Source organism: Thermoproteus uzoniensis 768-20, assembly GCF_000193375.1.
Lineage (GTDB): Archaea > Thermoproteota > Thermoprotei > Thermoproteales > Thermoproteaceae > Thermoproteus > Thermoproteus uzoniensis_A.
Genome location: NC_015315.1, coordinates 1,056,096 through 1,076,636, shown reverse-complemented (window position 1 = coordinate 1,076,636; position 20,541 = coordinate 1,056,096). Strand labels below are relative to the sequence as shown.

Genomic DNA, 20,541 nt, shown 5'->3' with positions numbered 1-20,541 from the left:
AGTCTGAAAAAGTTTATCTAGGCCGTCCTTCCGTGGTCTATGGACTGCATATTCTGCAAGATAGTCAAGGGCGAGGCCCCGGCGTGGAGGGTGTACGAGGACGACGACGTCGTGGTGATACTGGATAAATACCCGGCGTCCTACGGCCACCTACTCGTCGTGACCAAGGCCCACTACGAGAGCGTGATTGATACGCCAGACGACCTCGTCGTCAAGTCGTTCGCCATCGCCGCCAAGTTCGCCAGGATTTGGAAGAAGCTGGGCGCGAGGGGCGTGAACATAGTGACCAACGCGGGGAGGGAGGCGGGCCAGATAATATTCCACTACCACGTCCACGTGATACCTAGGTGGGGCGACAAGTTGCTGTGGCACGGGAGGGACGAGATCAAGGAGGAGACGGCCAGGGAGGTGGTCGAGAAACTTAAATCGGCCCTGGCGCAGGGATAGGGCCGCCCAAAAATCAGGACTGTTTGGCCTGTCCTTCCTTCTTCTTGCTCTTGCACGGCATGTGTTGGCCGAGATCGGGCTTTTTAAGGGGATTGATCCGAGACGGGTATCAGGGTTTTATATCTCCGCCAGATAATTTCCGTGGACGAGTGGATCCAGCTTCTGGAGGAGGCACGGGAGATTAGGAGGAGGGAGGCCGATTGGGCCTATATAGAGAGGCTACCTCCCCGTCTGAGGGCGGCGTTGAGGTACTACGTGAAGACGGGCGATTTCAGAACTGCGGCGAGGCTCGCCGGGCTGGGGGTGGAGGAGTTCCTCGAGAGGGCGAGGGAGGCGAGGATACCGCTGGTTATATGACGGCGCGCCCGCGGCCTACTCCAAGCCGCTGCTGGCGAATATCTCGTCGAGGACCTCGGCGACCATTCTCTGGACCTTCTTGGAGGCCTTCCCGGCGCTTCTGAAAGTCTCGGCGATCTCGTTCAGAACCGCCACCTGCAGGGACAGCTTGTCGGCGAACTGCGGCGCCATCCTCAACACGTACTGTCCGTCCCACTGCAACAACAACGCGGCCTGGACCACGTCGGAGTAGTTTATGACGCCGTCTACGTCGAACGGCGGAAGCCTCGGGCCGCGCCGGCCCTTCCTGTTGGAGAGGTACATAGAGGCCATATACCCCTGCAACGACACCAAGGTCTTGACGATCTCCTTGCTGGATCTCGCCGAGACGACGTCGTAGACTATCCTGGCCGCCCTCGGGTGGACCGCCTCGGCGACGGCCTCAACATCCTCGGGCCTGGCGAGGGGAGGCCTCCCGTAGAGCCACACCACCTCCACGCCGTATGTTGCGGCCTCGTCGTATACGCGGGCCAGATCGTCGACGGTGGGCGGCGGGGGCAGAAAGATCCTCCTCACGTTCAAGAGATCTGCTATCAACACGGGCTTGTATACGTCGTCCGCCGGGGGCATCACCAGGGCGGAGGGCGGAGCCGCCAGCTCCAGGTCGAGCTCCACCGCGTGCAGATACGGCGATTTGTCCAGCCGGAGCCCGCCGAGGTCGAGGACGTGGGGGAGGCCGAGGCTCTGGGCGATCTCAACGATTGCCTTAGCTCTGGCGCCCCTCCTCACGTAGACGGCCACGTCCACGCCAACGAGCGCCTTCCGTATATAAATTGCTTTCCCGCCGCCTAGATCTCGTGCTGGAAGACCACCTCGTCCCCCTCTATGAACGCCAAGACGTCCTGTGCCCCGGCTCTCCTCGCGAGGAATTTGTATACGTTGTGGGTCGGGTACGGGAGGGCTACGGCGAGCGCCTTGGCCCTCAGCCCCACGTCTATCGGCGACCCGCACCTCAGCTTCTCCCAAGGCCACGTTGTGGCCATCTTGAGGAGGTCCCGCTCGTCGAGGTCCCATCCCCTGGTCCTCCCGTATGCGTGGAGGAATTTCACCTCAGCCCATATGTCGGGCTCGTTGACGAAGGCGTTGTCGGTCCCCAGCAGAGGCCTCAACGGCATCAACGACGGGACGTCGGGAAGCCTCCCGACAAAGTAGGCGTTCGCCCTCGGGTTTATCACCACGGCCTTCCCTCTCGGTATCGCCTCGATCTCCTCCGCCGTGGCGTAGACTAGGTGGACGAGGACGTCCGCGTCGAGGATCTTCAGCGCTAGGTCGAGGTCGCCGGCCTCGTGGCAGTCCTCCGTCTCCGACACGTGGGTCGAGACGAGCTTGTGCCTCCTCCTGAGCTCTTTGAGGTACTCAGGCGGGTGGTCTAGAGGCGACGCGACTTGCACGTAGGGGTGTTCCGGCATGTCGCCGTGGGCCTCCTGGAAGGCCAAGGCGTCGACGCCGTATTTCTTGAAGGCCGCCTCCACGTCGCCGGCCGCATATTCGGCGTAGGCCACAACGCAGCCGATCCCGTACCTCCTCGCCCTCCTGGCCAACGCCTCCAGCGGCCTCAGATGCCTCCTCTTGGCCACCAGCCTCCTCAAGAAGTGGTACTTCACGCCGTGGGGCCAGCCGACCAGATCGTCTATGTAGTAGTCGTCGCGGTCGGCCATAGCAACGTCGAGGGGGTGTATGTGGGCGTCCACCAGCTGGGGCATCAAGACGGCGTTGCCTAAGTCCAGCGAGATCTGGCCGGAGTACTTCCCGATCCCCGCCACCTTCCCCTCGTCGTCTACCTCCACGACGCCGTCCTCCACAACCTCAAGGTCGGCCCCCCACAGCACGTATTTAGCCCTCACGACGACCACGGAGGCCGATCTGCCGGCCCTTAAAACGTTGGCGCGTCGGCTGTCGGAGCCGGGCCCGGGGCGGCTCGGCCGTAGCGGATGAAATTTTAAATACGGCCCGACTAGCGCCGGTGATTGCCTACCTCGTCGCCTACGACGGGTCCTTGTTCTACGGCTTCACGGGCCACGAGAGGTCTGTGGAGCCCGCGCTGGCCAGGGCCTTGGGCCCTCTGCTGGGCAGAGGCTCGCGCACGGATCCCGGCGTCTCGGCCCTCGGCAACGTCGTCGTGGCGAGGTCCTTGAAGCCCTTGGGCCAGATCAACGCGGAGCTCCCGAGGGGCGTGTGGGTCTGGGGATACGCCGAGGTGCCCGAGGGGTTCAACCCGAGGAGGGCGCGGGCTAGGACCTACGTCTACTTCGCCCCCTATAGGGGCGAGGACCTAGGCTTAGTGAGGGAGGCGGCCTCGCTCTTCGTGGGCACCCACGACTACAGGAACTTCGCCAAGGGAGTCCGCGATGCGGTTACGACCATATATTCGATAGAGGTGGAGGATAGAGGGGCCTACATAGAGATCGCGTTCAGGGGGAAAGGCTTCAGGAACAAGATGTTGAGGAAGATAGTCTGGGCTTTGCTGGCCGTGGGCCGCGGCGTCTTGGGCATCGACGACGTCCGGCGCCTGTTGGAGAGCGGCGGAGGGGGGCCCGTGCCCAGCGCCCCCGCCGAGGGGCTGGTGTTGCTCTCTATAGACTACGGCATAGAGTTCTCCGCGGACCGCGCCATCTTGACCAAAATATATAGATATTTCTTGAATAAATATTATATATACCTCTCACTGAGTAGAGTATATGAAAAAATTACTGAGGAGATCTTGAAGTGGTTGTAGTGTGGGGAGAGAGCTTTTAAATATCCATCGCGTATAGAGGCCATGGAGCCGTATTGCAACTTCGACGCCGCGGTGGAGAACGTGAGGGAGCTCTTGGAGGGAGCTCTGTCGGAGTACTACTGGGATATGCCCAGGCGGGAGCTGGAGACGGTGGTGGACATAGCCCTGAGGGACTTCCTCCACTATCTGGCCTACAAGTCCGGGGTGTATATGGCCCAGAAGTTCAGGGAGGACAAGGCGCGTCTGAGGCTCTGCGTCTACATAACTGAGCGTTGGCCCAAGATAGCTGAGCTGGCCTCCGAGTGGGTCGTCATGTGGTCGGCTAAGTGGAGGCAGAGGGTGCGGCTGGTCTTCACCGACGAGGACTTCAAGAGGGCGACCATGGGCGAGGAGGGCTTTAGGCCTAACAAGAACCTGGACGAGTTCCTCTCCAAGATAGACCACTTGGGGCTCCAGCTCTTCACGGTCTCCCAGCTCATCAAGGCGGGGGAGCTGGCCGGCTTAGACCAAATCGCCGATTACATAATCAGGGAGGAGGCCAGCGCCATGCTGGACGCCTACGGCCTAGAGAAGGCGCTTGCCAAGTACAAGGAGGGGGCGCTCGCCGAGAGGATAATCAAGAGGGTGAGGGGGCTCGGCAAGACCTCGGAGCCTCTCCTGATAATAAAGGTGGATCTGACCAGGGCCTGGTACTAACGGCGGGCGGCCTCCTCGAACAGCTTAAGAACTAAGTCGGCCGCCAGCTCCGCATCCCTTAGGTACTGCTCCGCGTCTTCGGCCGTGTACAGCTCCTCGGGCGGAACTCCGCTGTCCTCGTCCCCGTACATGGCCAGCTCCCTCTCCTTCCTCAGACGCCTGGATATAGAGGCGAGCCGGTCGACGTGTTCTCGAAACCATCGGGGGAATTTATCCCCCCTCAAGATAGGCCCCACGTCGCGCCATTTCGGCGGCTCGATCCCTACTATCCTCAAGGCGGCCTTCAGCAAGAGCTCCACGGCCTCTTGACACTGCCTCACGGCGTACGGGTAGTTCCCGCCCGCAGACGCCTCGCGGGCGTGTCTTATCCTCTCCAGAGCCTTATGTGAGACCTCGCTAGGTCTAGGTTATTCAAGCTCGATCAAGTCGCCGAACTTGTAGTCCCTTTTCAGCACCCAATACCACGACTTGTCGTTGACCCAGACCCTCTCGGCGCCCAGCTTCCTCAACTTCTCGGAGAGCCTTTTCAACACGCCCTCGAAGAAGCTGCCCTTGTCGTAGACTATCACGGCGTCCTCTGTCATATCTATGTATATCGGCGCGAGCCTCTCGGCCTCCCTCCTCGTCTTCAGTATAGGCGATAGCGCTATCGCGTATCCCTCATCCATCAACTCGTCGAGCAACGGCTGTACGGCGTCCTCGGCCCTCTCGAACAACGCGAGCCTTGCCACGCGCGACTTGGGCAGATCCTCGAACACCACCAAGAGATCTACGTCGCTGTCCTTTCTGGCAGACCCCCTGGCCACGCTCCCGTAGACGACCAGCGAGACTAAGCCGTCGCCGTGGTTCGCCAATAGGGCATCAACAGACGGCCTACGACCGACCTACAGGGCTCCGGCAATTTGTCGAGCCCTTTCTCAACACTCGATTTCATCGACCGTTAATAAATATCTACCCCACCGAGATGGCCGTGTCGTACGAGATATAGGCGGGCTCCCTGGGCTCCACGCCCTTCACGAACACCTTCACCCAGCCCCCTCCGGCGTAGAGGTAGCCCGTGAATTTCGCGAAGACGGGCACTCTGGCGGAGGCTATCGCCGAAACGACGGCCCTCAACTCCTCTGCAGATATCGGCGCGTCGGTCCCCAGAGCGAGCTCGATCCTGGAGGCCTCGAAGGCTCTCTCTATCTTCTTGAGGAGCACGGCCCTCGCCCTTCTGCCCAATGCTATGTAGACGTCGGACGTGACGAGGATGCCCGACTTCATCGCCCCGTCTATCTCCACGACTCTGGCGCCGCTGAACCCGTCGGGGCTCTCGATCCTCACTGCGTCGCCTACCTTGAGGCCCAGCGCCTGCGCGACGTCGCCGGACACAACTGCCTTGAACCCAACTCCCTCGATCTCGCCTCGTAGCCTCACGAGGGCGTACACGCCGTGCTTTACTCATGTATATATAAGCTTGATGCTTATGGGATGTCGTTAAGTTTTTAACCACATATAGTGTTCACAGTTCGCCGACCCCCGCCCTAAAGGGCGAAGTTTGCAATTGCCTCTATTATTGACCCTCTGCCTCATCCCGCCGGAGAGCTAAAAGAGATACATGCCGAGGATGGGCAAGCCGCCGGACTTTATCGCCTCGGCGACCCCCCTCTTGTCCAGGCTCGGCCTATGCTCCCTCTATTCTGTATATGAAGTCGCCCATCGCCGGACGGGATCTATGGCGTTCATGGAGGCTTGGAAAACCATCGATATGCGCTTCCACCTCACGTGGCGCCTCAACGCGTCTTCGTCCATGGACACTATGTCGAGCTCCGCGCCGCCGTCGCGGAGCAACACCTTGCCGTCGTAGAGGACGACGTTTTCCGGCAGGAGATGCATAATGGCGTAGCCCAGAGACGACTTGCCGCTGCCGGACTCCCCGACCACGGCCAAGACCTCCCCCCTCTCGAGCTCGAAGGAGACGCCGTCGACCGCCTTGACGACGTCTTTCCCCATGCCGTAGTACAGCCTAAGCCTCTCCACAGTCAGCACCGGAGGCATTGGTCTAGATCTCCAGCCTTTTATAAGCTTAGGACGTTCTATATTTATAGGCAGAGGATGGTCTATGGATTTCTCGATCCCCGTGGGGAGGTTCCGCGAGCTGGAGGACGCCACGTTGATAGTCAGGCCCGATGGCGCTATCGTCGTCGGGAAGGGGCCGGGCGGATACGACGAGGTGCCTGTCAGCCTCGAGGAGGCGCGGCCCTACGTCGTGCCGTACGCGGAGGCCTACGACGAGTTCTTGAGGAAGGTCGCGGAGGCGTTGGGGGCCGGCTACGAGCCGCCGGATAGATCCGACGTGGGCAAGTGGCTCGAGGGGCACGTGAAGGCCGTCGAGGTGTTGGGGGCTAGGTGGGCCAAGATCGTCGACTCTGTAGGTCCCTTCTCGATAAGGAGAGTTGTGCAGAGGGTGTACGTGCCCTATATGGGCTCCAGCATCACGGCCACGTACCTCCTATACCCCTTCGAGAACGCTGTGGTTGCCGCTGACAATAAGGGGAGGACCATGGCCATAGGCAGCGTCGTGGTGGAGTGGGGCGGCGTGGCCGTATATAGGGGAGGCTTGAGGACTCTGCCCGGAGCCATAGTGTTGGCCCAGGCAGAGCCGAAGCTGGCGCCGCCGCTTAGGGCATTCGCCGACGCCCTATCGGAGCTGGTCGCCAAGGTGTCGGGCCTCGCCAAGCAGTGAGGGGCCCTCGCCGCGTTGACGCGGAGACGGGGGGCCTCGGCTCTAGACCGACGTCAGGCGCGCCGACTTTATGGCGTAGACTCCCCAGCCTGCGGGGCTCCAATACGTGTCGGCCTCGAGTATCTCCACTCTCTTGCCGCGGAGGAGGGGGCTCGCCACCACGTATGTCTCGAACTCGCCGCCTTCCCCCACGGGCGAGAAGCCGTACCTCTTGCTGAGGCTCAACAGAGCCTCGGCCTCGCGCGGGCCTATCCTCGCGCCGAGCCACCTCGCGTCGAGGCCCATCGCCATGACGGCCACGATGACGAACTCCTCGGCCGCCGCCTCGGCCAGCAAGAGCTCGCCCTGGTCTCTTCCCCACAGAGGCGCCACGTGGGCCAGTCCAAGCCTCTCCGCCAGTCTGTCCACCCTCTCCTTCTGGTACCTAGAGGCGATCGCGCCCGTGAGCACGCCATCGGCGCCGCACTCCCGCCTATATTTGGCCAAGACCTCGCCGAGCTCCTCGACCTCCCGCTCCTTGACGCCGGACACCTCGACGAGGTAGTGGGGGACGCCCATGGCCTCCCCGTGCAACAGCGCCCAGCGGGCGTTGACTGCGTGGAACATGTACGAGTCCTGGCGGGCCGGCTCGGCCGTGATCAGGCACTTGACGGTATGCCCCTCCTCGACCGCCCTCATCAACGCGTAGTGGCTGTCCTTACCGCCGGTGTAGAGCGCCAGGAGGTCCACGGCCCTCAATCGGCAAAATTATAAATATATGCCGGCGGCTTCCAGACGGCGGCATCGCGCCGGGATCCCGCGCTCCGGCTTTAGGCGATAGATAGCGCCGGGAGGCCGGCCTCCGCAATGTGCTGAATTTTTAATGGGTGGCGGTGTTCCAGTATGGATCCCGAAGTTGTCGCGCCGGTGAGGCGTGCCGATATGGGGAGGAGCCTAGCCGAACGCATAGGCAGAGTTCCGAAAGGCGTCGGCCGGCGGCTCGTCTCGATCGTCAACGAGTCGAGATCCCTATGAAGTGCCCCTACTTCGTCGAGGGGGGACTCGCCGGCAGTTGCATGATAACCCGGAGCGACTTGGACAGACTTATGGGGCTCGGCTTCAAGCACGTGGTGACGCTGGCCGAGGACTGGGAGCTGAGGGAGTACGGCGGCTGGGACGGGCCCGACGAGTTAAGGACGGAGCTGGGGCTTAGGGGCATTAAGTGGCTTCACTGGCCCACGCCCGACGGGAAGCCGCCGGCCGATCTCCAAGCACTGGCCAGAATAATCGCCTCTCTGGTCAGGCTAGGCGCGGTGTTGGTCCACTGCGTGGGAGGCGTCGGCAGGACGCCCACCGCCCTGGCCGCCTATCTGGTATACAGGGGCCTGGACGCCCACGAGGCTCTCCGGAGGGTGTCCGAGGCAGTGCCCGCGATCGCCATCAGCGAGGAGCAGTACTACGCCTTGCTGGAGCTCGAGGCCCAGCTCAGAGGCCGGCCTTGATCCTCCCCCTGTCGCAGAGGACGGCGAAGCCCCTCCCCCGCACATTGGCCACGAGCGTGACGCCGAGCCTACACGCGGCCTCCACGCCGCTGTAGAGGGGGCCCCTTATGCTGACGACCACCGAGGCGCCCACCGCGGCCGACCTGGCGACTATGTCGGAGGATGCGCGCCCCGTCGTGAAGACGACGCCGCCTCTCGCCCCCCTCCTCACGGCCTTGCCGACGAGCTTTAAGGCCGACGAGTGCCTACTCACGTCGTGCGCCACAAGCCACTCCCCGTTGAGAAGAGCCGTGGTGTGCATAGCCAGAGAGGGCTCCACCGAGGGCATGGTTAGCTTTCCGAATTCCGAGGCGAGGGCCCTCACCTCGTCCATGGAGAGAGACACCTCGACGAGCTTGCGCCGGGCCTCAGCAACAGCGCCGCCGCACTCCTCCAGTTGCTTAAAGGCGCCGGCCGGCCTGCGGATCTCCGCATATATCGCGTTGCCCCTCACGGCTATCTCGACGACGTCTTCCGGCGAGTCGATATAGCCCTCGGCGTAGAGAAAGCCCAGAGCGAGGTCGTCCAGATCTACGGGGGACGCGACCAAGGTGGCCGCCGGCCTTCCGTTGACGTATATCTCGAAGAGCCTATCGACAGCTATCTTGATCCCCTCAACGTCCCGCCACATACCTAGCCAGGATCCTCAAGCCGTACTGGGCCACCTCGTCCGGCTCGCCGGAGGCCTCGACGTGGACATAGCCGCATTTCCTACATCTGTAGAAGAATACGCCGTCGAGCCCCTCCTTGACCAACACGTCGAAGTTTTCCCGGCCCTCGGCCCCGCAGTTGGGGCAACGCCACCACGCATACCGCCAGGAGAAGCCGCAGACGCACTTGGCGAGCTTGGCCGCGGTCTCGAAAAACGGCCCCTGCTCCCTCTTGACCAGGAACAGCACGGGCGTTCTGCCGCATATAGGGCAGAAGTCCCCAGCCCAATCTCTGAACTTTTCGCCGTAGAGCTCGGCGAGCCTCCTCGCAACCGCCAGGCGGGCCAGCTCCCTATCGCCTGCCATTAGCTCGGCAGAGGACAGATTCTCCACCTGTTCTACCAGAGGGGCCTTGAGCTCTCGGACGACGGGCGTAAACGTGGAGAAAGATCCCAAAAAAGACTCGACTTCCCTCGGGGCGTTCATCAACTCCTCCCTACACTCGGCCTCGCCGCCGCAGACGGCCTCAAGAACTGCCTCCCTTGACATGCCTCAAGAATTTCGGCATGTGTTTTTGGACCCACTCGGCGGCCGCTTTCCCCTGGCCGAACATGGCGATCAACAACGGGCGGTTTGTCGGGTGCAGCACGGCGAATAGGTGGGCGAATATGAAGAGGAGCGTGATGTAGAACCCCAAGTCGTGGAGGAATAGCAGGAGCCTGTAGACGTCCTCCGAGAGCCCCAGCACGCTGGAGTACACCATCAAGACGCCGCTGGCCGACAGGAGCAATATGCCCAACACGAGCAGAACTGCCATGTAGGCCACCAAGACGTTGTGCCTCTCCAGCTCTCTCGCCACGTCGTCGGGCAGAGGCCTCCCGAAGATGTAGTGGCCCGCCAGCGCTTTGGCCTCCCTTATCTGTTGCCCGATAGGCTTCTTGAGGGCGTCGAACACGCGTATTCTCCTGAACGCGAGCAGGTATATCGCGTAGACTATGAGGAACACGCCCCACAGCTCGCCGAGGAATCTGTGCGATGTGCGCGCCAACTCCTCGCCGACAGATACCGGATACGGGTTGCCCAAGAAGGCCGCGAGGGGCGCCCCCACCGCGTAGCTGAGCCAGCTCATTAAGTCTGGGAACAACAACATGGCGCCGGTTACCGCCAAGAGGGTGATTAGGACTAGGTTGATCTGGTGCGCTAGCCTGTAGCCTAGCGAGGCGACCTCGATTTCCTTTTCAGAATTTACGCTATCCATATAATAATAAGGATTTTGAATTTAAAAATTTACTGTCCCTTTATTTTTGTTGGGATTTTTGTTCTTCAATACGCGTCTTGCGCCAGGAGGCGAACCCCACCGCGGTCAACGCCACGGCGCCGACTAAGGCCAGAGGCGGGACGACCTCCTTCAATACCTCCCTCGCGGCGTTTGTGGGGACCACCGCGTCGCTCGGGAAGTGTTGCCTTATTGCGAAGGCCTTCCTATCGGACGAGACGTAGATCCAGCGGACCTGCCCGCCGACATATTGGTTGAGGTTTAGGCCGTAGACTGTCCTGCCCTTCGCCGCCTCTGCCTGGGCCATCTGCACTATCTGCGAGGCGGGGCCGAACGTGAATACGCCGGTGGGGCAGACCTCGACGCACGCCGGCTCTCTGCCGTTCTGTATCCTGTCTACGCAGAAGGTGCATTTGTAGTACTTCCCGTCGGATCCCCTCCTAGGCACGTCGTAGGGGCACGCGTTTTCGCAGAAGCCGCAACCTATACACTGGTCCTTATTTATCACCACGGCGCCCTCGGGCGTCACCGATATGGCGCCGGAGGGACAGGCCCTAGCGCACGGCGGATTTACGCAGTGCATGCACTGGGTGGGGAGTGGGGCTATGTCGAACTGCTCGAACACGACCTCGCCGGCCGGCGTCGCGAGGCCCTTCTTCGTAGTGCCCTCGTAGTAGAACACCACCTTCCAGTCATTGGCCGTGAAGCTCTGCGGGTTCGTGAAGGTGGGGCTGAACGACGTCTTGACCGGCGCGAGGCCGTTCCAGTCCTTACAAGCCAGTTGGCAAGCCCTACAGCCTATGCACTTATCTATGTCTACAAGGACGGCGTATCCCTCGTTAGCCGGGGGAGGATTCACGGCGACCATGGTCACACGCTAGGGGCTTTTCTTATTTATTGCGAGCCACGCCTTGGTTTCCTGTATAGTGGTGACGGGGTCCACTACGTCGGGCGAGAGGAAGTTCGTGGACGGACCTGCGTCCGGCCCTTCAAAGCTCCAAGACCACAACACGTTGACGACGGGCACGTCCTGTCCGTTGACGTTTAGATAGGCCTCGCCGTCTGTGACGTAGGCGCGTATCTTCAACCCGCCGCGCGCCGTCCAGAGCTCCACGTAATCGCCTGTATTGACGCCGAGCTGTTGCGCCAGCTTCCTCGAAATTATGGCAAATGGGCGCGGCACGAGCTCCACCAAGTCGGGTATACGGCGGTTCATAGAGCCGCTGTGCCAAGTCTCCGTGAGGCGGTTCGTCGTCATGACAACGGTGATGCCGGTCACGCCCAGCGGCTGTAGCTCCGCCTGTAGCTCCTTAGGCTCCAGAGCTACGCCCACCATCTTGCCCTGTAGGATGCTCGGTTTTTGCTCCAGCACCTCTAGGTTGTAGGGGTTTAGCCAAGCCAGCGTCGGGTACTGTATGGCCATATCCACTATGGGCGACTCGACGGGCTCCGCGTGTATGGGCCACTGGAACGTGTAGCCCTTATACCACCCGCCCATCTCCTGTATGACCTTCAGAGTCGCGGCCTTTAAGTCCCCTAGCTGGTTGTAGTACTGCCTCAAGAGGCTCCGCATGTTGTCGTACGTCGGCTTGAACTGGCGCCACCCGACGCCGGGGTAGAATATTCTCTTCAAGAAGGCGGGGAACGTCATAGTCTGCTCGTCCCAGTATAGGGTGTCGTTGGCCCAGAGATACCGCATGCCGGTGGACGACGCGAAGGTGTCGAAGTCGACCACTTGGATCCCCGAGTCCGTCTCCACGACGAATTTGCCCAGGAAGGCCAGCTGGCCCGTGCGTATAAACGTCATCAAGTCGGCGCCTCCGAACAGATCGGCCACGCCGCTGAGCCTCCTCTTGAAGGCCTTAGGCACGAAGAAGTTGTGGCCGGGCACGAAGGCTGGCCTATACTCGCCGGTGTACTCGTCGATTATCTCGCCCGTCTCGCCCGTCACCGTCCACTGTTTCCCGGCCGCCGTGACCACGTCGGGATGGCCCAGATAGATCTCCAGCGAGTCGTAGTTGTACATAAACCGCACGTTCATGGGCCAAGACCAGCCCCAGTTCTTGTAGACCTTGAAGGTGGAGCTGAAGGTCCCGTCTATCTCGCCCGGATTCCTCAAGGCGTTGTTGCGTCTCATGGTGGTGAAGGAGTCCCTCACCGGGTCGTACATCCCTTGATATATCAACATGGCGAAGTTTATCTCCTTATTAATTATGCGCGGGTTCACCTCGGCCTCTATATCCGATATGGGCCGGGCCGCGCCCACGCCGCCCGAGTAGTCCCAGGAGTAGTCCGGCCTCAGCGGGCGCTCGTAGACGAACACCAGCCGGCCGCCCTTTCTGAACTTCACCTCCTCGGACTTCACGCCGGCCGCCTCGCTGGGGAGGAGTATGGCCCCTTCTCTCCTGAGATATTTGTACAGATTCGCTATGATCCAGTAGTCGGGCCTCGCCTGCCCTCTCGGCGGCACCGCCCTCCACTGCCACTGGATGACCCTGTTGCCGTCCGTCTTCGTCCCCTCCTTTTCGGCAAAGGAGACGCCGGGCAACACAACGTCGGCGAACCAAGCGGTCTCTGTCTCGAATATGTCCGAGACGACGAGAAGTTGGAGGCTGGCGAGCGCGGCCATGGTCACCTTGACGTTGGGGTCCGTCACGGCGGGGTTCTCGCCGAATATGAAGGCGGCCTTTATATCTCCGGTGAAGACCTTGCTGGGGAACGTGGTCTCCGAGGCGCCGGTGCCTATCGGTATGTCGCAGACCACCTTTCCGTTGACGGGATCGTCCGGCGGCACGGTGCCGCAGTAGACGCCCCAGAGCAACTCCATGCGGCGCCAGCCGTAGAAGTTGAAGACCTCGAGCGCCTTCAACGCGTCGGCCTTCCCGCGCGAAGGCGTCGTCGTGGAGAAGCTCTTGAGGGCCCACTGGGGCACCTCCCAGTTCCAGGGATCCGGCATCCCCTGTAGCTTCCAGTCCTGGTAGAGCCTCACCTCGAAGGGGCTCCCCGGCGGGGCGTGGTAGCCGGGGAGGACGCCGAGCCCGCCGCCTTGGACGTCGGTGGCGCCTTGCACGTTGCTGTGGCCGCGGAACGGGTGGGTGCCGCCTCCGGGATAGCCGACGTTGCCCAACAACAGCTGGACTATGGCGGCGGCCCTAATTATGCTGAGCACCGCGTCCGTGTGTTGCGTCATGCCCATAGCCCACTGTATGACTCCGTGTTTCTTGTGGCCGGTAACCACGCCGCTGTTCTCGACGTATATCTGCGCCACGGTCCTCAACATGTCGACGGGCACGCCTGTTATGTTGGAGACTGTCTGGGCGTCGTACTCCTGCAACATCGCCTTTAGGTCGTCGAGATCGTCCTGCGTTATGTTCCACCTAGTCGACATAAGCCTCTGGAACTCGGGGAGCTGATCTATTGGCGGGTTCCTCTCGAAGAAGGCGTAGTGGAGTATGTAGTTGAGTATCGCTGTGTCGGTGCCGGGGCGGAAGGGCACCCATATATCGCTCGCCTCCACCGTCCTGCTGTAGTTGGGGTTGAAAGCTATCAGGATAGTGCCCCTCTCCTTCTTGCCCTTCATGAAGTAGTAGAAGGACAGCGGGTGGGCCTCCGCGGGGTTGGAGAAGAAGAGCACCACGTCAGCCAGCGCCACGTCCTCTATGCTGGCCGTCTCGGCGCCCCAGCCGTACGTCAACGCGAGGGCGGTCACCGTGGACGAGTGGCACTTTCTGTACTCCGAGTCCGTGTTCGACGTGCCGAGGAACGCCGCCAGCTTCCTGGATAGGTAGGCCTCCTCGTTCGTGAGTATCGAGGAGCCCATAACCATGACGGGGTTCTTGGCGCCCACGTAGTAGTAGCCGTCGCTCTGGGCTGGGGCGCCGGTGGAGCTACGCCAGTCGTTGAGGATAGCCGCCAGCTTCCTCGCTATGTATGCGAACGCCTCCTCCCAAGACACCTTCCGCCACTGCGGCGGGTACTTCTTGATCACGGCCACCAGCTCGTCCCAAGTCTTGGCGTTGAGGATCTCATCGGCAGGCGGCTTGGGGCCCGTCCTTATCATGGGCGAGTCCAGCCTCTCTGTGCTGGTCGCCAGCTGGTAGGCCACCTTGCCCTTGGGGCAGAGGGCGCCCCAGTTTATGTAGGATTCGGGAGATCCCCTAGTCCATATTATGTCGGAGCCGCTCGTGTAGAAGTCTATGGAGCAGCCCATGGAGCAGAACGTGCATATGGTGGGCGTCACCGCGGCGTTCTTCAAGCCCGTCTTGCCCCCTATCTCGCCCAGAGCCCACGAGGTCTTCTGCTGTATAAACGGGGTCTGGGCAGAGGCGGGCAGGCCGAGCGCCAGAGCCGCGATGGCGGAGATCTTCAAGAACCCCCTTCTGGTCGTCGCCACCGTCATAGCTTGGCAGAGCCCCAGTTCTTGTCCCTCTTGCCGAAAAGCCTCTTGGCCTTGAAACAGCTGTAGTCGGGCTCGCTCATTATCAAGCCGTAGAGCCCTCCGGCGCTTTCGCCGAAAAGCCTCAGCTCGGACTCGTAGACCTTGAGGAAATCGTCGCGTTGTTTCCTTACAAGGTCGAGCGCCTTCTCCTTGTCTAGGTCCACGGTGTGAGGCTTACGCCGATATTTAGCGGATGTTCAGAGTCTTTTCGAATAAGACATATATTATTTATCAGATTTATGATAATAGGGCTCGAGGAGGGGACATCTATCGGCCACGTATCCCCCGCACCTTTCGCAATACCCAACAAACCACGTAAAGCCGTCCTCGTCTATAAACAAGATCCCGCGATGGCCGGCAAAGGTGACGGCCGGAAGCCCATCCGCCGCTAGCTTCGCAACGACGGAGGCAACCTCGCCCGATAGCTTTTTCACCCTATCTGAAGTCACAGGAAATCCTAGAAATAGAAACAGAGCAGTGAGGGGGTTGTCGTCAAGCCTTTCCTTATACGGCCTTAGAGACTCCAAAAACTCGCATATGCCCTCATGTACATCCGCTCCCAGCACCTTGACGGCGGCCCTCACCACGGTAGTATCGCAACCGGCGAGATCCACGTATTCGACGATGCCCTTCAGGGTAGGGTAAACAAGGCCATTCTCTACACGTATGTACCTCTCTTGCTCAAGACGTGAAAGTTCGTAGTATACAGTCGAGTTGGGATAGGGAAGTCTCCTAGCTATGTTGTAACGCGACGAACCCGGCGATGTGACGACAGCTCTTATGAGCTCTTTACGGAGTGGGTGCACCGACTTGCGCCAGCCCACGGCGTATCGATATCCTAGATAAAAATATATTTTATTTTTAGTTTTATTTAAAAATATTAATAACTATAATTAAAGAGGATGAATTTATTTAGATTTTATTCGATAAAATTAATAAATATTTAATAATATTAAAAAGAATATATGCACGGCCCCTGATCTTGCCTTAACGCAGAGCCGGCATCAGCGCTTTCCACGTCTGCGCACAGCTACTTAGCGGATACGCCTTCATACAATTATACAACCGGTCGCGAGCGGTAAGTTGTGCAGACAACCGGCTTTGTAGCAACCGTCAGTCCATCTCGGTTCTTCTCAAGGCCGTGTAGGTCGTTCCCGACAACCGCCTCCCCGGTACCTTTCCGAGATTAGTCCAGCCACTAAATCCGCTAGTTGGAGCCCGGGGACCTTATGCGACGGCTTGTTGACGGCGCGCGGGAACTTAGAGGCGTCGGCGAGGCCCGTATCCAGCACGAAGATGTCGGCGTCTATGTCCGTCAGGAACCTCCAGAGGTGCGCCTCGAAGTCCCTCTGCGAGGTGTAGTGGACCGCGAAGTGTCTGGCCTCGAACCTCCTCAACAGCGCCTCGACGAGCTCTCTGCCTCCTCTCCTCTTGACGCGCCTCCACTTCAGCTCGCCGACGATCCCCAGACTCCGCCTTATCTCGTCCACGAGACCTGCGCCCCAGTACATGTAGCTACCGGCCGCCTCGACGACTAGCCCCGCCACGACTACGCAGTTGCAGAACGACTTAGTCCCGGACTCGTCGACGAACGCGACCCGCCTCACTTAGGTCAACAAGCTTATAAATAACTGGGCCGTCCTTGATAGGTGTGGGCGGGGATGCGGCCCCGAGAGGGGCACAAGCACCGCCTGAACGCTATGCGGGCGGGGATGCGGCCCCGAGAGGGGCACAAGCACCGCCTCAGCGCACTTAGGCCTTCTAGACCTCGCCAATGCTGAAGGCGGCTGGGTTGCGGCAGATAGCGACGGACTACGGGCGCCCGGCCCTTGCGCGGGGCCTCTACTGCCGCCTTGCCCTCAGCCACCGCCTCAGCTCCTTCCTGTGGGGTACTACCTTCACGTCTACGTGGACTATGAGGGGGTGTAGCCTCGATATGGCCTTTATGGCCCTCGTCCTTGAGGCGTGTAGCTTCCCGACCGTCATGTCTGGGCTGACGGCAACTAAGGTGTAGACCACGAGGAAGCTGCCGGCCCTCCTCACCTTGACGTCCAGAGGCTTCCCCAACTCCGACAGTACGGACCTTATCCCCTCCTCGAGGCGCGGGTCCTTGTAGAGGGCCCCCAATATGCCGTAGGCCGCGTCTCTCGAGAGCTTGATAAACTCGTAGAGGACGTATCCGTATATGGCGAAGACGGCGGCGGTCTCAGCGGCCGCCAGGCCCGCGGCGTTGCTGATGACCACGGCGGCCGCAGCGGCGGCAGAGAGGGCCGTATCGGCCTTAGCGTGGGCCGCGTCGGCTTTCAGTATGTCGATCCTCAGCGATCTGTAGTTCCGGCTCTCCCATAGGTACATGGCGTAGGTCATGGCGCCTCCGGCCAACAACAGCAACGTCATCCATAGGGGGGTCGGCCTCCCGCCGGGCTTAATTGAGGTGGCGAGGAGGTATGTGTAGAAGCCCAGGACCCAGATCGTCGAGAGGAGCGTCATGAGGCTCTCCAGCCTGTAAATGTCCCAAGGAAAGGAGCGGCCTCTCCTAGACGCGTAGTAGAGGCCGAAGCCGGATATGTAGGATATCGCCGCGTCCATGAAGCCGTGCAAGGCGTCGCTGGTCACCAGAAGGCTCCCGTAGGCCAGCCCTAGAAGTAGCTCCACCAAGGTGTAGGCCAGCGTGGCGGTCCCGATTATGAAGAGATACAGCGACGCGAGCCACAGCCTCACAGAGGGCCTCACTGCCGCCCCCACCTGCCTCTTATTATCTTTCTCACAGCCGACGGCCGGCGAGTCGCTCGGGCCGAGGGGCCTACCTGAGCTTCACCCAGTACTTCTCGGCGTCTCTGACCGCCACGCTCCGCCGCCTCGCCTCCTCGAACTCCTCTGGCGTGTAGGGCAAAACCTCCACCCACTTCTCGAGGCCGAGTCTGAGCCAGAGCTTCGCGGCGAGATCTAGCCTGTCGAGCCACCGCATGGATCTAAAGTCGGGGGATACAATTATTAGGTCCACGTCGCTGTCGGCCAACCAGTCGCCCCTCGCGTACGAGCCGAAGAGGTAGGCCTCTACAACTCTGTAGCCGGCCTCCTCGAGGCCTGCAATGAACCTATCTGCAATTTCTAATATCTTCCGGGGTGCCCTCATAGCCTGCCGACTTGAGGAGCCCCTCTGCCAGCTCCACTACCTCTCTGGCCGTCTCGAACGACCTCTCGGCGTCTCCTCTGGTCACCGACTCGTAGGGTTGCCCGGCGGCTGCGTCGGGATAGCGCGACACAGTATAGAACTTGTTGAGCTCGGCCACGCGCTCCTCCAGATCCGGGCCGAGCCCGACTCCTCTTAAGCCCCTATACAGCTCCGTAAGGACGTGCGACTTAGGCGGCTCGACGCGCAGAACGGCGAGGTAGAGGCTCTTGAGGGCCTTCTCGGCCGCCTGGTGGCTGTAGAAAGCCGCGGCGTTCCACCTACGCGCCGAGAGGAGTACTGAGGCGGTGCATAGATCCGCCCACGCCTCGCGTATCCAGTAAACCGCCTCGCGCCTCACGAAACGTCCCGCGGCTAAACTATATAAGGTTGGATGCGCAGATCCGCCTACTTGCGGCTGTCGCCGGCTCTCTATAGGGCGCGAGGTGCGCGCGTCTGCTCGGCTGCGGTAGCCGCCTCTATTTATAATAGCCATTCGGTAGCTCTATGGATCCCAGGAGGATGGCGGCCGAGTTCGACAAGAGGCCTCTCCTCGTATTTTGGGAGGTGACGAGGGCCTGTCCCCTCGCCTGCAGACACTGCAGGGCGGACGCCATTCTTAAGCCCCTCCCGGGTGAGCTCTCCACTTGGGAGGCCAAGGCCTTCCTCGAACAGCTTGTCGACTTCGGCAGGCCTCCGCCCGAGCTCATAGTAACCGGCGGCGATCCCCTCATGAGGCTCGACCTCATGGAGATACTGGACTACGCAAAGGAGCTGGGCATACCGACGTCGCTCGCGCCCGCCGTCTCTAAAAACCTCTTCGAGGCTCTGCCGGAGCTGAGGGGGAGGATAAAGAGCGCCTCGATCAGCCTCGATGGGCTGAAGGAGGTCCACGAGGAGCTGAGGGGAGTGCCGGGCGTGTTCGACTCGACCATAGAGGCTATCAAGGCCCTCATGGGCGCCGGGATAAGGGTGCAGGTGAACACCGTGGTCTGGAGGAAGTCCTTCCCGCAACTGCCCGACGTGTTTAAGCTGATCTACGACCTAGGGGTGAGAGTCTGGGAGGTCTTCTTCCTCATAGAGACGGGACGCGCCGTGAAGGCCCTCGACATCTCGCCGCAGGAATACGAGGACGCCGTCCAGTTCCTCGTAGATGCGTCGCGCTACGGCGTCCAGATAAGGACCGTGGAGGCTCCCTTTTACCGCCGCGCCAAGATCCAGAGAGCCTCCGGCCTCTCCTACACATCCCCGGCCTACGAGAAGCTGGTGGCGAGGTTGCGGGAGCTCATGGGCGAGCCCAAGAAGCCGCTCGACCCGACCGTCGTGCCGACGAGGGACGGACACGGCATAATCTTCGTCGCGTACGACGGGACGGTCTACCCCAGCGGCTTCCTCCCCTACCCCCTCGGGAACGTCCGCAAGGAGTCCATAGTGAGGATCTACCGCGAACACCCGCTTCTGGTCAAAATGCGGCGAGGGGAATTCGGCGGGAGGTGCGGCGTCTGCGAGTACAAGGACGTCTGCGGCGGCTCGCGGGCCCGGGCCTTCGCCGCATTCAAGGATCCGCTGGCGGAGGACCCGGCCTGCGTCTATACGCCTAAAGGCCGCGGCAATATATAGATCTCGTTTTGTTATATATAGTATTACCTTAATTTCCCTTATGTTTAATTCTTTAATAGTCGGATTAGTTGTTGTCCATGGACGCGATAATGTTCGCCACGACAACGACGAAGCCGCAGCCGGTCTGGAACGGCGTCTATTTCAACACCAACACGATAATTCCGTGGCCAATCGTGTTGATATTCACACTGCTCTACTTCGGTCTGCTGGCCTGGGCCTGGAGGCCCAGAGAAGGCAGGGCGTTCGGCAAGTTCAGAACAGTGGACTTCGTCTACGTGGCCCTCATCGCGGCGCTTTTAATAGTCTACAACTTCTTCATAAGCCCCTTGATACCTAAAGTCGGATCGATCACGACGTACTTCTACTATCCCCTAATAGGCGAAATATTCCTAATACAGCTGGTGGCCGCCCTCTCGGGCAGGCCCGGCGTCGTCGGGCTCACCATGTTCATATACACGCTCCTCTCCGACATAGTCCACTACGGGTTTGGCGGGGAGCCGTTCTGGTTCATCTACGAGATGACGGCGTACGCAGCCCTCACCGACCTCTGGCTCATATACAGAGGCGAGGCGATATTCACGCCCTACCTAAGGCCGCCAAAGATAGTCGCCACGGACGGCGGCGAGGCCTCCGGCGGCGAGGAGGCGGCCCCGCCTAGGCACAGCTGGATGATATTCGTCGACGGCATAATAAGCGGGGCTTGGGCCAGCCTGGCCTACCCGTTCTGGTGGAGGGGATTCTGGGGCACCTTCGTCATCGGCTACGTAACCAGTGTGCAGTTCTGGGCGGTCACCAGCGCCGCCGCGCTGGGCGCCGGCATAGTGATGGGCGCAGTCCTCGCCCCGCTGGTTTACTATATTAAGCAGGTCGCTACCTAGCGCT

Annotated in this window: 27 protein-coding genes; 9 read left to right on the top strand and 18 right to left on the bottom strand. The window is 60.8% G+C overall.

What is annotated here, in order from left to right; all coding sequences use genetic code 11:
* The first annotated feature begins 39 nt into the window (after positions 1 to 39).
* Positions 40 to 447 (top strand): HIT family protein, encoded by a 408-nt coding sequence (locus tag TUZN_RS05995; RefSeq protein WP_013680060.1) that lies wholly within the window; start codon positions 40 to 42, stop codon positions 445 to 447.
* A gap of 141 nt (positions 448 to 588) precedes the next feature.
* Complete coding sequence (locus tag TUZN_RS05990; protein ID WP_013680059.1) at positions 589 to 804, top strand: hypothetical protein; 216 nt, start codon at positions 589 to 591, stop codon at positions 802 to 804.
* A 15-nt stretch (positions 805 to 819) separates the two neighbouring features.
* Here TUZN_RS05990 and TUZN_RS05985 read toward each other — a convergent pair whose 3' ends face one another.
* A complete protein-coding gene (locus TUZN_RS05985; protein WP_013680058.1) occupies positions 820 to 1,590 on the bottom strand; it encodes an apurinic/apyrimidinic endonuclease family protein in 771 nt (256 codons plus the stop codon).
* A gap of 41 nt (positions 1,591 to 1,631) precedes the next feature.
* Positions 1,632 to 2,696 (bottom strand): amidohydrolase family protein, encoded by a 1,065-nt coding sequence (locus tag TUZN_RS05980; protein ID WP_013680057.1) that lies wholly within the window; start codon positions 2,694 to 2,696, stop codon positions 1,632 to 1,634.
* Between the two features lie 110 nt (positions 2,697 to 2,806).
* Between TUZN_RS05980 and TUZN_RS05975 the strand changes: the two genes are divergently transcribed.
* Both TUZN_RS05975 and TUZN_RS05970 read left to right on the top strand, forming a co-directional pair.
* Positions 2,807 to 3,559, top strand: a complete 753-nt coding sequence (locus TUZN_RS05975) for a hypothetical protein (RefSeq protein WP_013680056.1) — start codon at positions 2,807 to 2,809, stop codon at positions 3,557 to 3,559.
* A 42-nt stretch (positions 3,560 to 3,601) separates the two neighbouring features.
* Entirely contained in the window at positions 3,602 to 4,255 is a 654-nt protein-coding gene (locus TUZN_RS05970) for a hypothetical protein (protein ID WP_013680055.1), read from the top strand.
* Here the strand turns inward: TUZN_RS05970 and TUZN_RS05965 are convergent.
* From TUZN_RS05965 to TUZN_RS05950, 4 genes are all read right to left on the bottom strand, one after another.
* Positions 4,252 to 4,623 (bottom strand): HEPN domain-containing protein, encoded by a 372-nt coding sequence (locus tag TUZN_RS05965; RefSeq protein WP_237698286.1) that lies wholly within the window; start codon positions 4,621 to 4,623, stop codon positions 4,252 to 4,254. The genes TUZN_RS05970 and TUZN_RS05965 overlap by 4 nt on opposite strands.
* A gap of 39 nt (positions 4,624 to 4,662) precedes the next feature.
* Positions 4,663 to 5,109 carry a nucleotidyltransferase domain-containing protein gene (locus TUZN_RS05960; RefSeq protein WP_013680053.1) on the bottom strand — a complete coding sequence of 149 codons (447 nt, stop codon included), beginning with the start codon at positions 5,107 to 5,109 and terminating at the stop codon, positions 4,663 to 4,665.
* A gap of 97 nt (positions 5,110 to 5,206) precedes the next feature.
* Positions 5,207 to 5,686 (bottom strand): hypothetical protein, encoded by a 480-nt coding sequence (locus TUZN_RS05955; protein ID WP_013680052.1) that lies wholly within the window; start codon positions 5,684 to 5,686, stop codon positions 5,207 to 5,209.
* Positions 5,687 to 5,932: 246 nt separating this feature from the next.
* The gene (locus TUZN_RS05950; protein ID WP_013680051.1) at positions 5,933 to 6,295 is read right to left on the bottom strand and encodes an ATP-binding cassette domain-containing protein; all 363 of its coding nucleotides are present in this window, start codon (positions 6,293 to 6,295) and stop codon (positions 5,933 to 5,935) included.
* A gap of 64 nt (positions 6,296 to 6,359) precedes the next feature.
* Between TUZN_RS05950 and TUZN_RS05945 the strand changes: the two genes are divergently transcribed.
* Complete coding sequence (locus TUZN_RS05945) at positions 6,360 to 6,983, top strand: hypothetical protein (protein ID WP_013680050.1); 624 nt, start codon at positions 6,360 to 6,362, stop codon at positions 6,981 to 6,983.
* A gap of 42 nt (positions 6,984 to 7,025) precedes the next feature.
* Here the strand turns inward: TUZN_RS05945 and TUZN_RS05940 are convergent, their stop codons facing one another.
* Positions 7,026 to 7,712, bottom strand: coding sequence for a diphthine--ammonia ligase (locus TUZN_RS05940; RefSeq protein WP_052886128.1), 687 nt, complete (start codon positions 7,710 to 7,712; stop codon positions 7,026 to 7,028).
* Between the two features lie 153 nt (positions 7,713 to 7,865).
* On the opposite strand from TUZN_RS05940, the gene TUZN_RS11540 reads away from it, so the two are divergent.
* Together TUZN_RS11540 and TUZN_RS05935 are read left to right on the top strand one after the other, a co-directional pair.
* Entirely contained in the window at positions 7,866 to 7,997 is a 132-nt protein-coding gene (locus TUZN_RS11540; RefSeq protein ID WP_013680048.1) for a hypothetical protein, read from the top strand.
* Positions 7,994 to 8,464 (top strand): protein-tyrosine phosphatase family protein, encoded by a 471-nt coding sequence (locus tag TUZN_RS05935; protein ID WP_013680047.1) that lies wholly within the window; start codon positions 7,994 to 7,996, stop codon positions 8,462 to 8,464. Before TUZN_RS11540 ends, TUZN_RS05935 begins: the two co-directional genes overlap by 4 nt.
* On the opposite strand, the gene TUZN_RS05930 is transcribed toward TUZN_RS05935, so the two are convergent.
* From TUZN_RS05930 to TUZN_RS05880, 11 genes are all read right to left on the bottom strand, one after another.
* The gene (locus tag TUZN_RS05930) at positions 8,448 to 9,134 is read right to left on the bottom strand and encodes a formate dehydrogenase accessory sulfurtransferase FdhD (RefSeq protein WP_013680046.1); all 687 of its coding nucleotides are present in this window, start codon (positions 9,132 to 9,134) and stop codon (positions 8,448 to 8,450) included. The genes TUZN_RS05935 and TUZN_RS05930 overlap by 17 nt on opposite strands.
* Positions 9,118 to 9,702 (bottom strand): formate dehydrogenase accessory protein FdhE domain-containing protein, encoded by a 585-nt coding sequence (locus tag TUZN_RS05925; protein WP_013680045.1) that lies wholly within the window; start codon positions 9,700 to 9,702, stop codon positions 9,118 to 9,120. Before TUZN_RS05925 ends, TUZN_RS05930 begins: the two co-directional genes overlap by 17 nt.
* The gene (locus TUZN_RS05920; protein WP_013680044.1) at positions 9,680 to 10,411 is read right to left on the bottom strand and encodes a cytochrome b/b6 domain-containing protein; all 732 of its coding nucleotides are present in this window, start codon (positions 10,409 to 10,411) and stop codon (positions 9,680 to 9,682) included. Before TUZN_RS05920 ends, TUZN_RS05925 begins: the two co-directional genes overlap by 23 nt.
* A gap of 40 nt (positions 10,412 to 10,451) precedes the next feature.
* On the bottom strand, positions 10,452 to 11,297 hold the full coding sequence (locus TUZN_RS05915; RefSeq protein ID WP_013680043.1) for a 4Fe-4S dicluster domain-containing protein: 846 nt from the start codon (positions 11,295 to 11,297) through the stop codon (positions 10,452 to 10,454).
* Between the two features lie 9 nt (positions 11,298 to 11,306).
* The gene (locus tag TUZN_RS05910) at positions 11,307 to 14,828 is read right to left on the bottom strand and encodes a molybdopterin-dependent oxidoreductase (protein WP_013680042.1); all 3,522 of its coding nucleotides are present in this window, start codon (positions 14,826 to 14,828) and stop codon (positions 11,307 to 11,309) included.
* Positions 14,825 to 15,031, bottom strand: coding sequence for a hypothetical protein (locus TUZN_RS05905; RefSeq protein ID WP_013680041.1), 207 nt, complete (start codon positions 15,029 to 15,031; stop codon positions 14,825 to 14,827). Before TUZN_RS05905 ends, TUZN_RS05910 begins: the two co-directional genes overlap by 4 nt.
* Before the next feature lie 60 nt (positions 15,032 to 15,091).
* Positions 15,092 to 15,691, bottom strand: coding sequence for a winged helix-turn-helix domain-containing protein (locus TUZN_RS05900; protein ID WP_013680040.1), 600 nt, complete (start codon positions 15,689 to 15,691; stop codon positions 15,092 to 15,094).
* 309 nt (positions 15,692 to 16,000) lie between these two features.
* Positions 16,001 to 16,474 (bottom strand): DUF3800 domain-containing protein, encoded by a 474-nt coding sequence (locus tag TUZN_RS05895; RefSeq protein WP_013680039.1) that lies wholly within the window; start codon positions 16,472 to 16,474, stop codon positions 16,001 to 16,003.
* A 235-nt stretch (positions 16,475 to 16,709) separates the two neighbouring features.
* Positions 16,710 to 17,600, bottom strand: a complete 891-nt coding sequence (locus TUZN_RS05890; RefSeq protein WP_052886127.1) for a cation diffusion facilitator family transporter — start codon at positions 17,598 to 17,600, stop codon at positions 16,710 to 16,712.
* Positions 17,601 to 17,670: 70 nt separating this feature from the next.
* Positions 17,671 to 18,003, bottom strand: a complete 333-nt coding sequence (locus TUZN_RS05885; protein WP_013680037.1) for a nucleotidyltransferase domain-containing protein — start codon at positions 18,001 to 18,003, stop codon at positions 17,671 to 17,673.
* Positions 17,966 to 18,400, bottom strand: coding sequence for a HEPN domain-containing protein (locus TUZN_RS05880; protein WP_052886126.1), 435 nt, complete (start codon positions 18,398 to 18,400; stop codon positions 17,966 to 17,968). The genes TUZN_RS05885 and TUZN_RS05880 overlap by 38 nt, the downstream gene beginning before the upstream one ends.
* A gap of 146 nt (positions 18,401 to 18,546) precedes the next feature.
* Between TUZN_RS05880 and TUZN_RS05875 the strand changes: the two genes are divergently transcribed.
* Positions 18,547 to 19,659 carry a TIGR04053 family radical SAM/SPASM domain-containing protein gene (locus tag TUZN_RS05875; protein ID WP_013680035.1) on the top strand — a complete coding sequence of 371 codons (1,113 nt, stop codon included), beginning with the start codon at positions 18,547 to 18,549 and terminating at the stop codon, positions 19,657 to 19,659.
* Positions 19,660 to 19,736: 77 nt separating this feature from the next.
* A complete protein-coding gene (locus TUZN_RS05870) occupies positions 19,737 to 20,537 on the top strand; it encodes a hypothetical protein (protein WP_013680034.1) in 801 nt (266 codons plus the stop codon).
* Positions 20,538 to 20,541: the final 4 nt, after the last annotated feature.

Excerpts from the sequence above, each read along its gene's own strand:
- TUZN_RS05995 (WP_013680060.1), top strand. The coding sequence starts at position 40 with ATGGACTGCATATTCTGCAAGATAGTCAAGGGCGAGGCCCCGGCGTGG.
- TUZN_RS05970 (WP_013680055.1), top strand. The coding sequence starts at position 3,602 with ATGGAGCCGTATTGCAACTTCGACGCCGCGGTGGAGAACGTGAGGGAG.
- TUZN_RS05950 (WP_013680051.1), bottom strand. The coding sequence starts at position 6,295 with ATGCCTCCGGTGCTGACTGTGGAGAGGCTTAGGCTGTACTACGGCATG.
- TUZN_RS05945 (WP_013680050.1), top strand. The coding sequence starts at position 6,360 with ATGGATTTCTCGATCCCCGTGGGGAGGTTCCGCGAGCTGGAGGACGCC.
- TUZN_RS11540 (WP_013680048.1), top strand. The coding sequence starts at position 7,866 with ATGGATCCCGAAGTTGTCGCGCCGGTGAGGCGTGCCGATATGGGGAGG.
- TUZN_RS05935 (WP_013680047.1), top strand. The coding sequence starts at position 7,994 with ATGAAGTGCCCCTACTTCGTCGAGGGGGGACTCGCCGGCAGTTGCATG.
- TUZN_RS05930 (WP_013680046.1), bottom strand. The coding sequence starts at position 9,134 with ATGTGGCGGGACGTTGAGGGGATCAAGATAGCTGTCGATAGGCTCTTC.
- TUZN_RS05925 (WP_013680045.1), bottom strand. The coding sequence starts at position 9,702 with ATGTCAAGGGAGGCAGTTCTTGAGGCCGTCTGCGGCGGCGAGGCCGAG.
- TUZN_RS05920 (WP_013680044.1), bottom strand. The coding sequence starts at position 10,411 with ATGGATAGCGTAAATTCTGAAAAGGAAATCGAGGTCGCCTCGCTAGGC.
- TUZN_RS05915 (WP_013680043.1), bottom strand. The coding sequence starts at position 11,297 with ATGGTCGCCGTGAATCCTCCCCCGGCTAACGAGGGATACGCCGTCCTT.
- TUZN_RS05910 (WP_013680042.1), bottom strand. The coding sequence starts at position 14,828 with ATGACGGTGGCGACGACCAGAAGGGGGTTCTTGAAGATCTCCGCCATC.
- TUZN_RS05885 (WP_013680037.1), bottom strand. The coding sequence starts at position 18,003 with ATGAGGGCACCCCGGAAGATATTAGAAATTGCAGATAGGTTCATTGCA.
- TUZN_RS05875 (WP_013680035.1), top strand. The coding sequence starts at position 18,547 with ATGGATCCCAGGAGGATGGCGGCCGAGTTCGACAAGAGGCCTCTCCTC.
- TUZN_RS05870 (WP_013680034.1), top strand. The coding sequence starts at position 19,737 with ATGGACGCGATAATGTTCGCCACGACAACGACGAAGCCGCAGCCGGTC.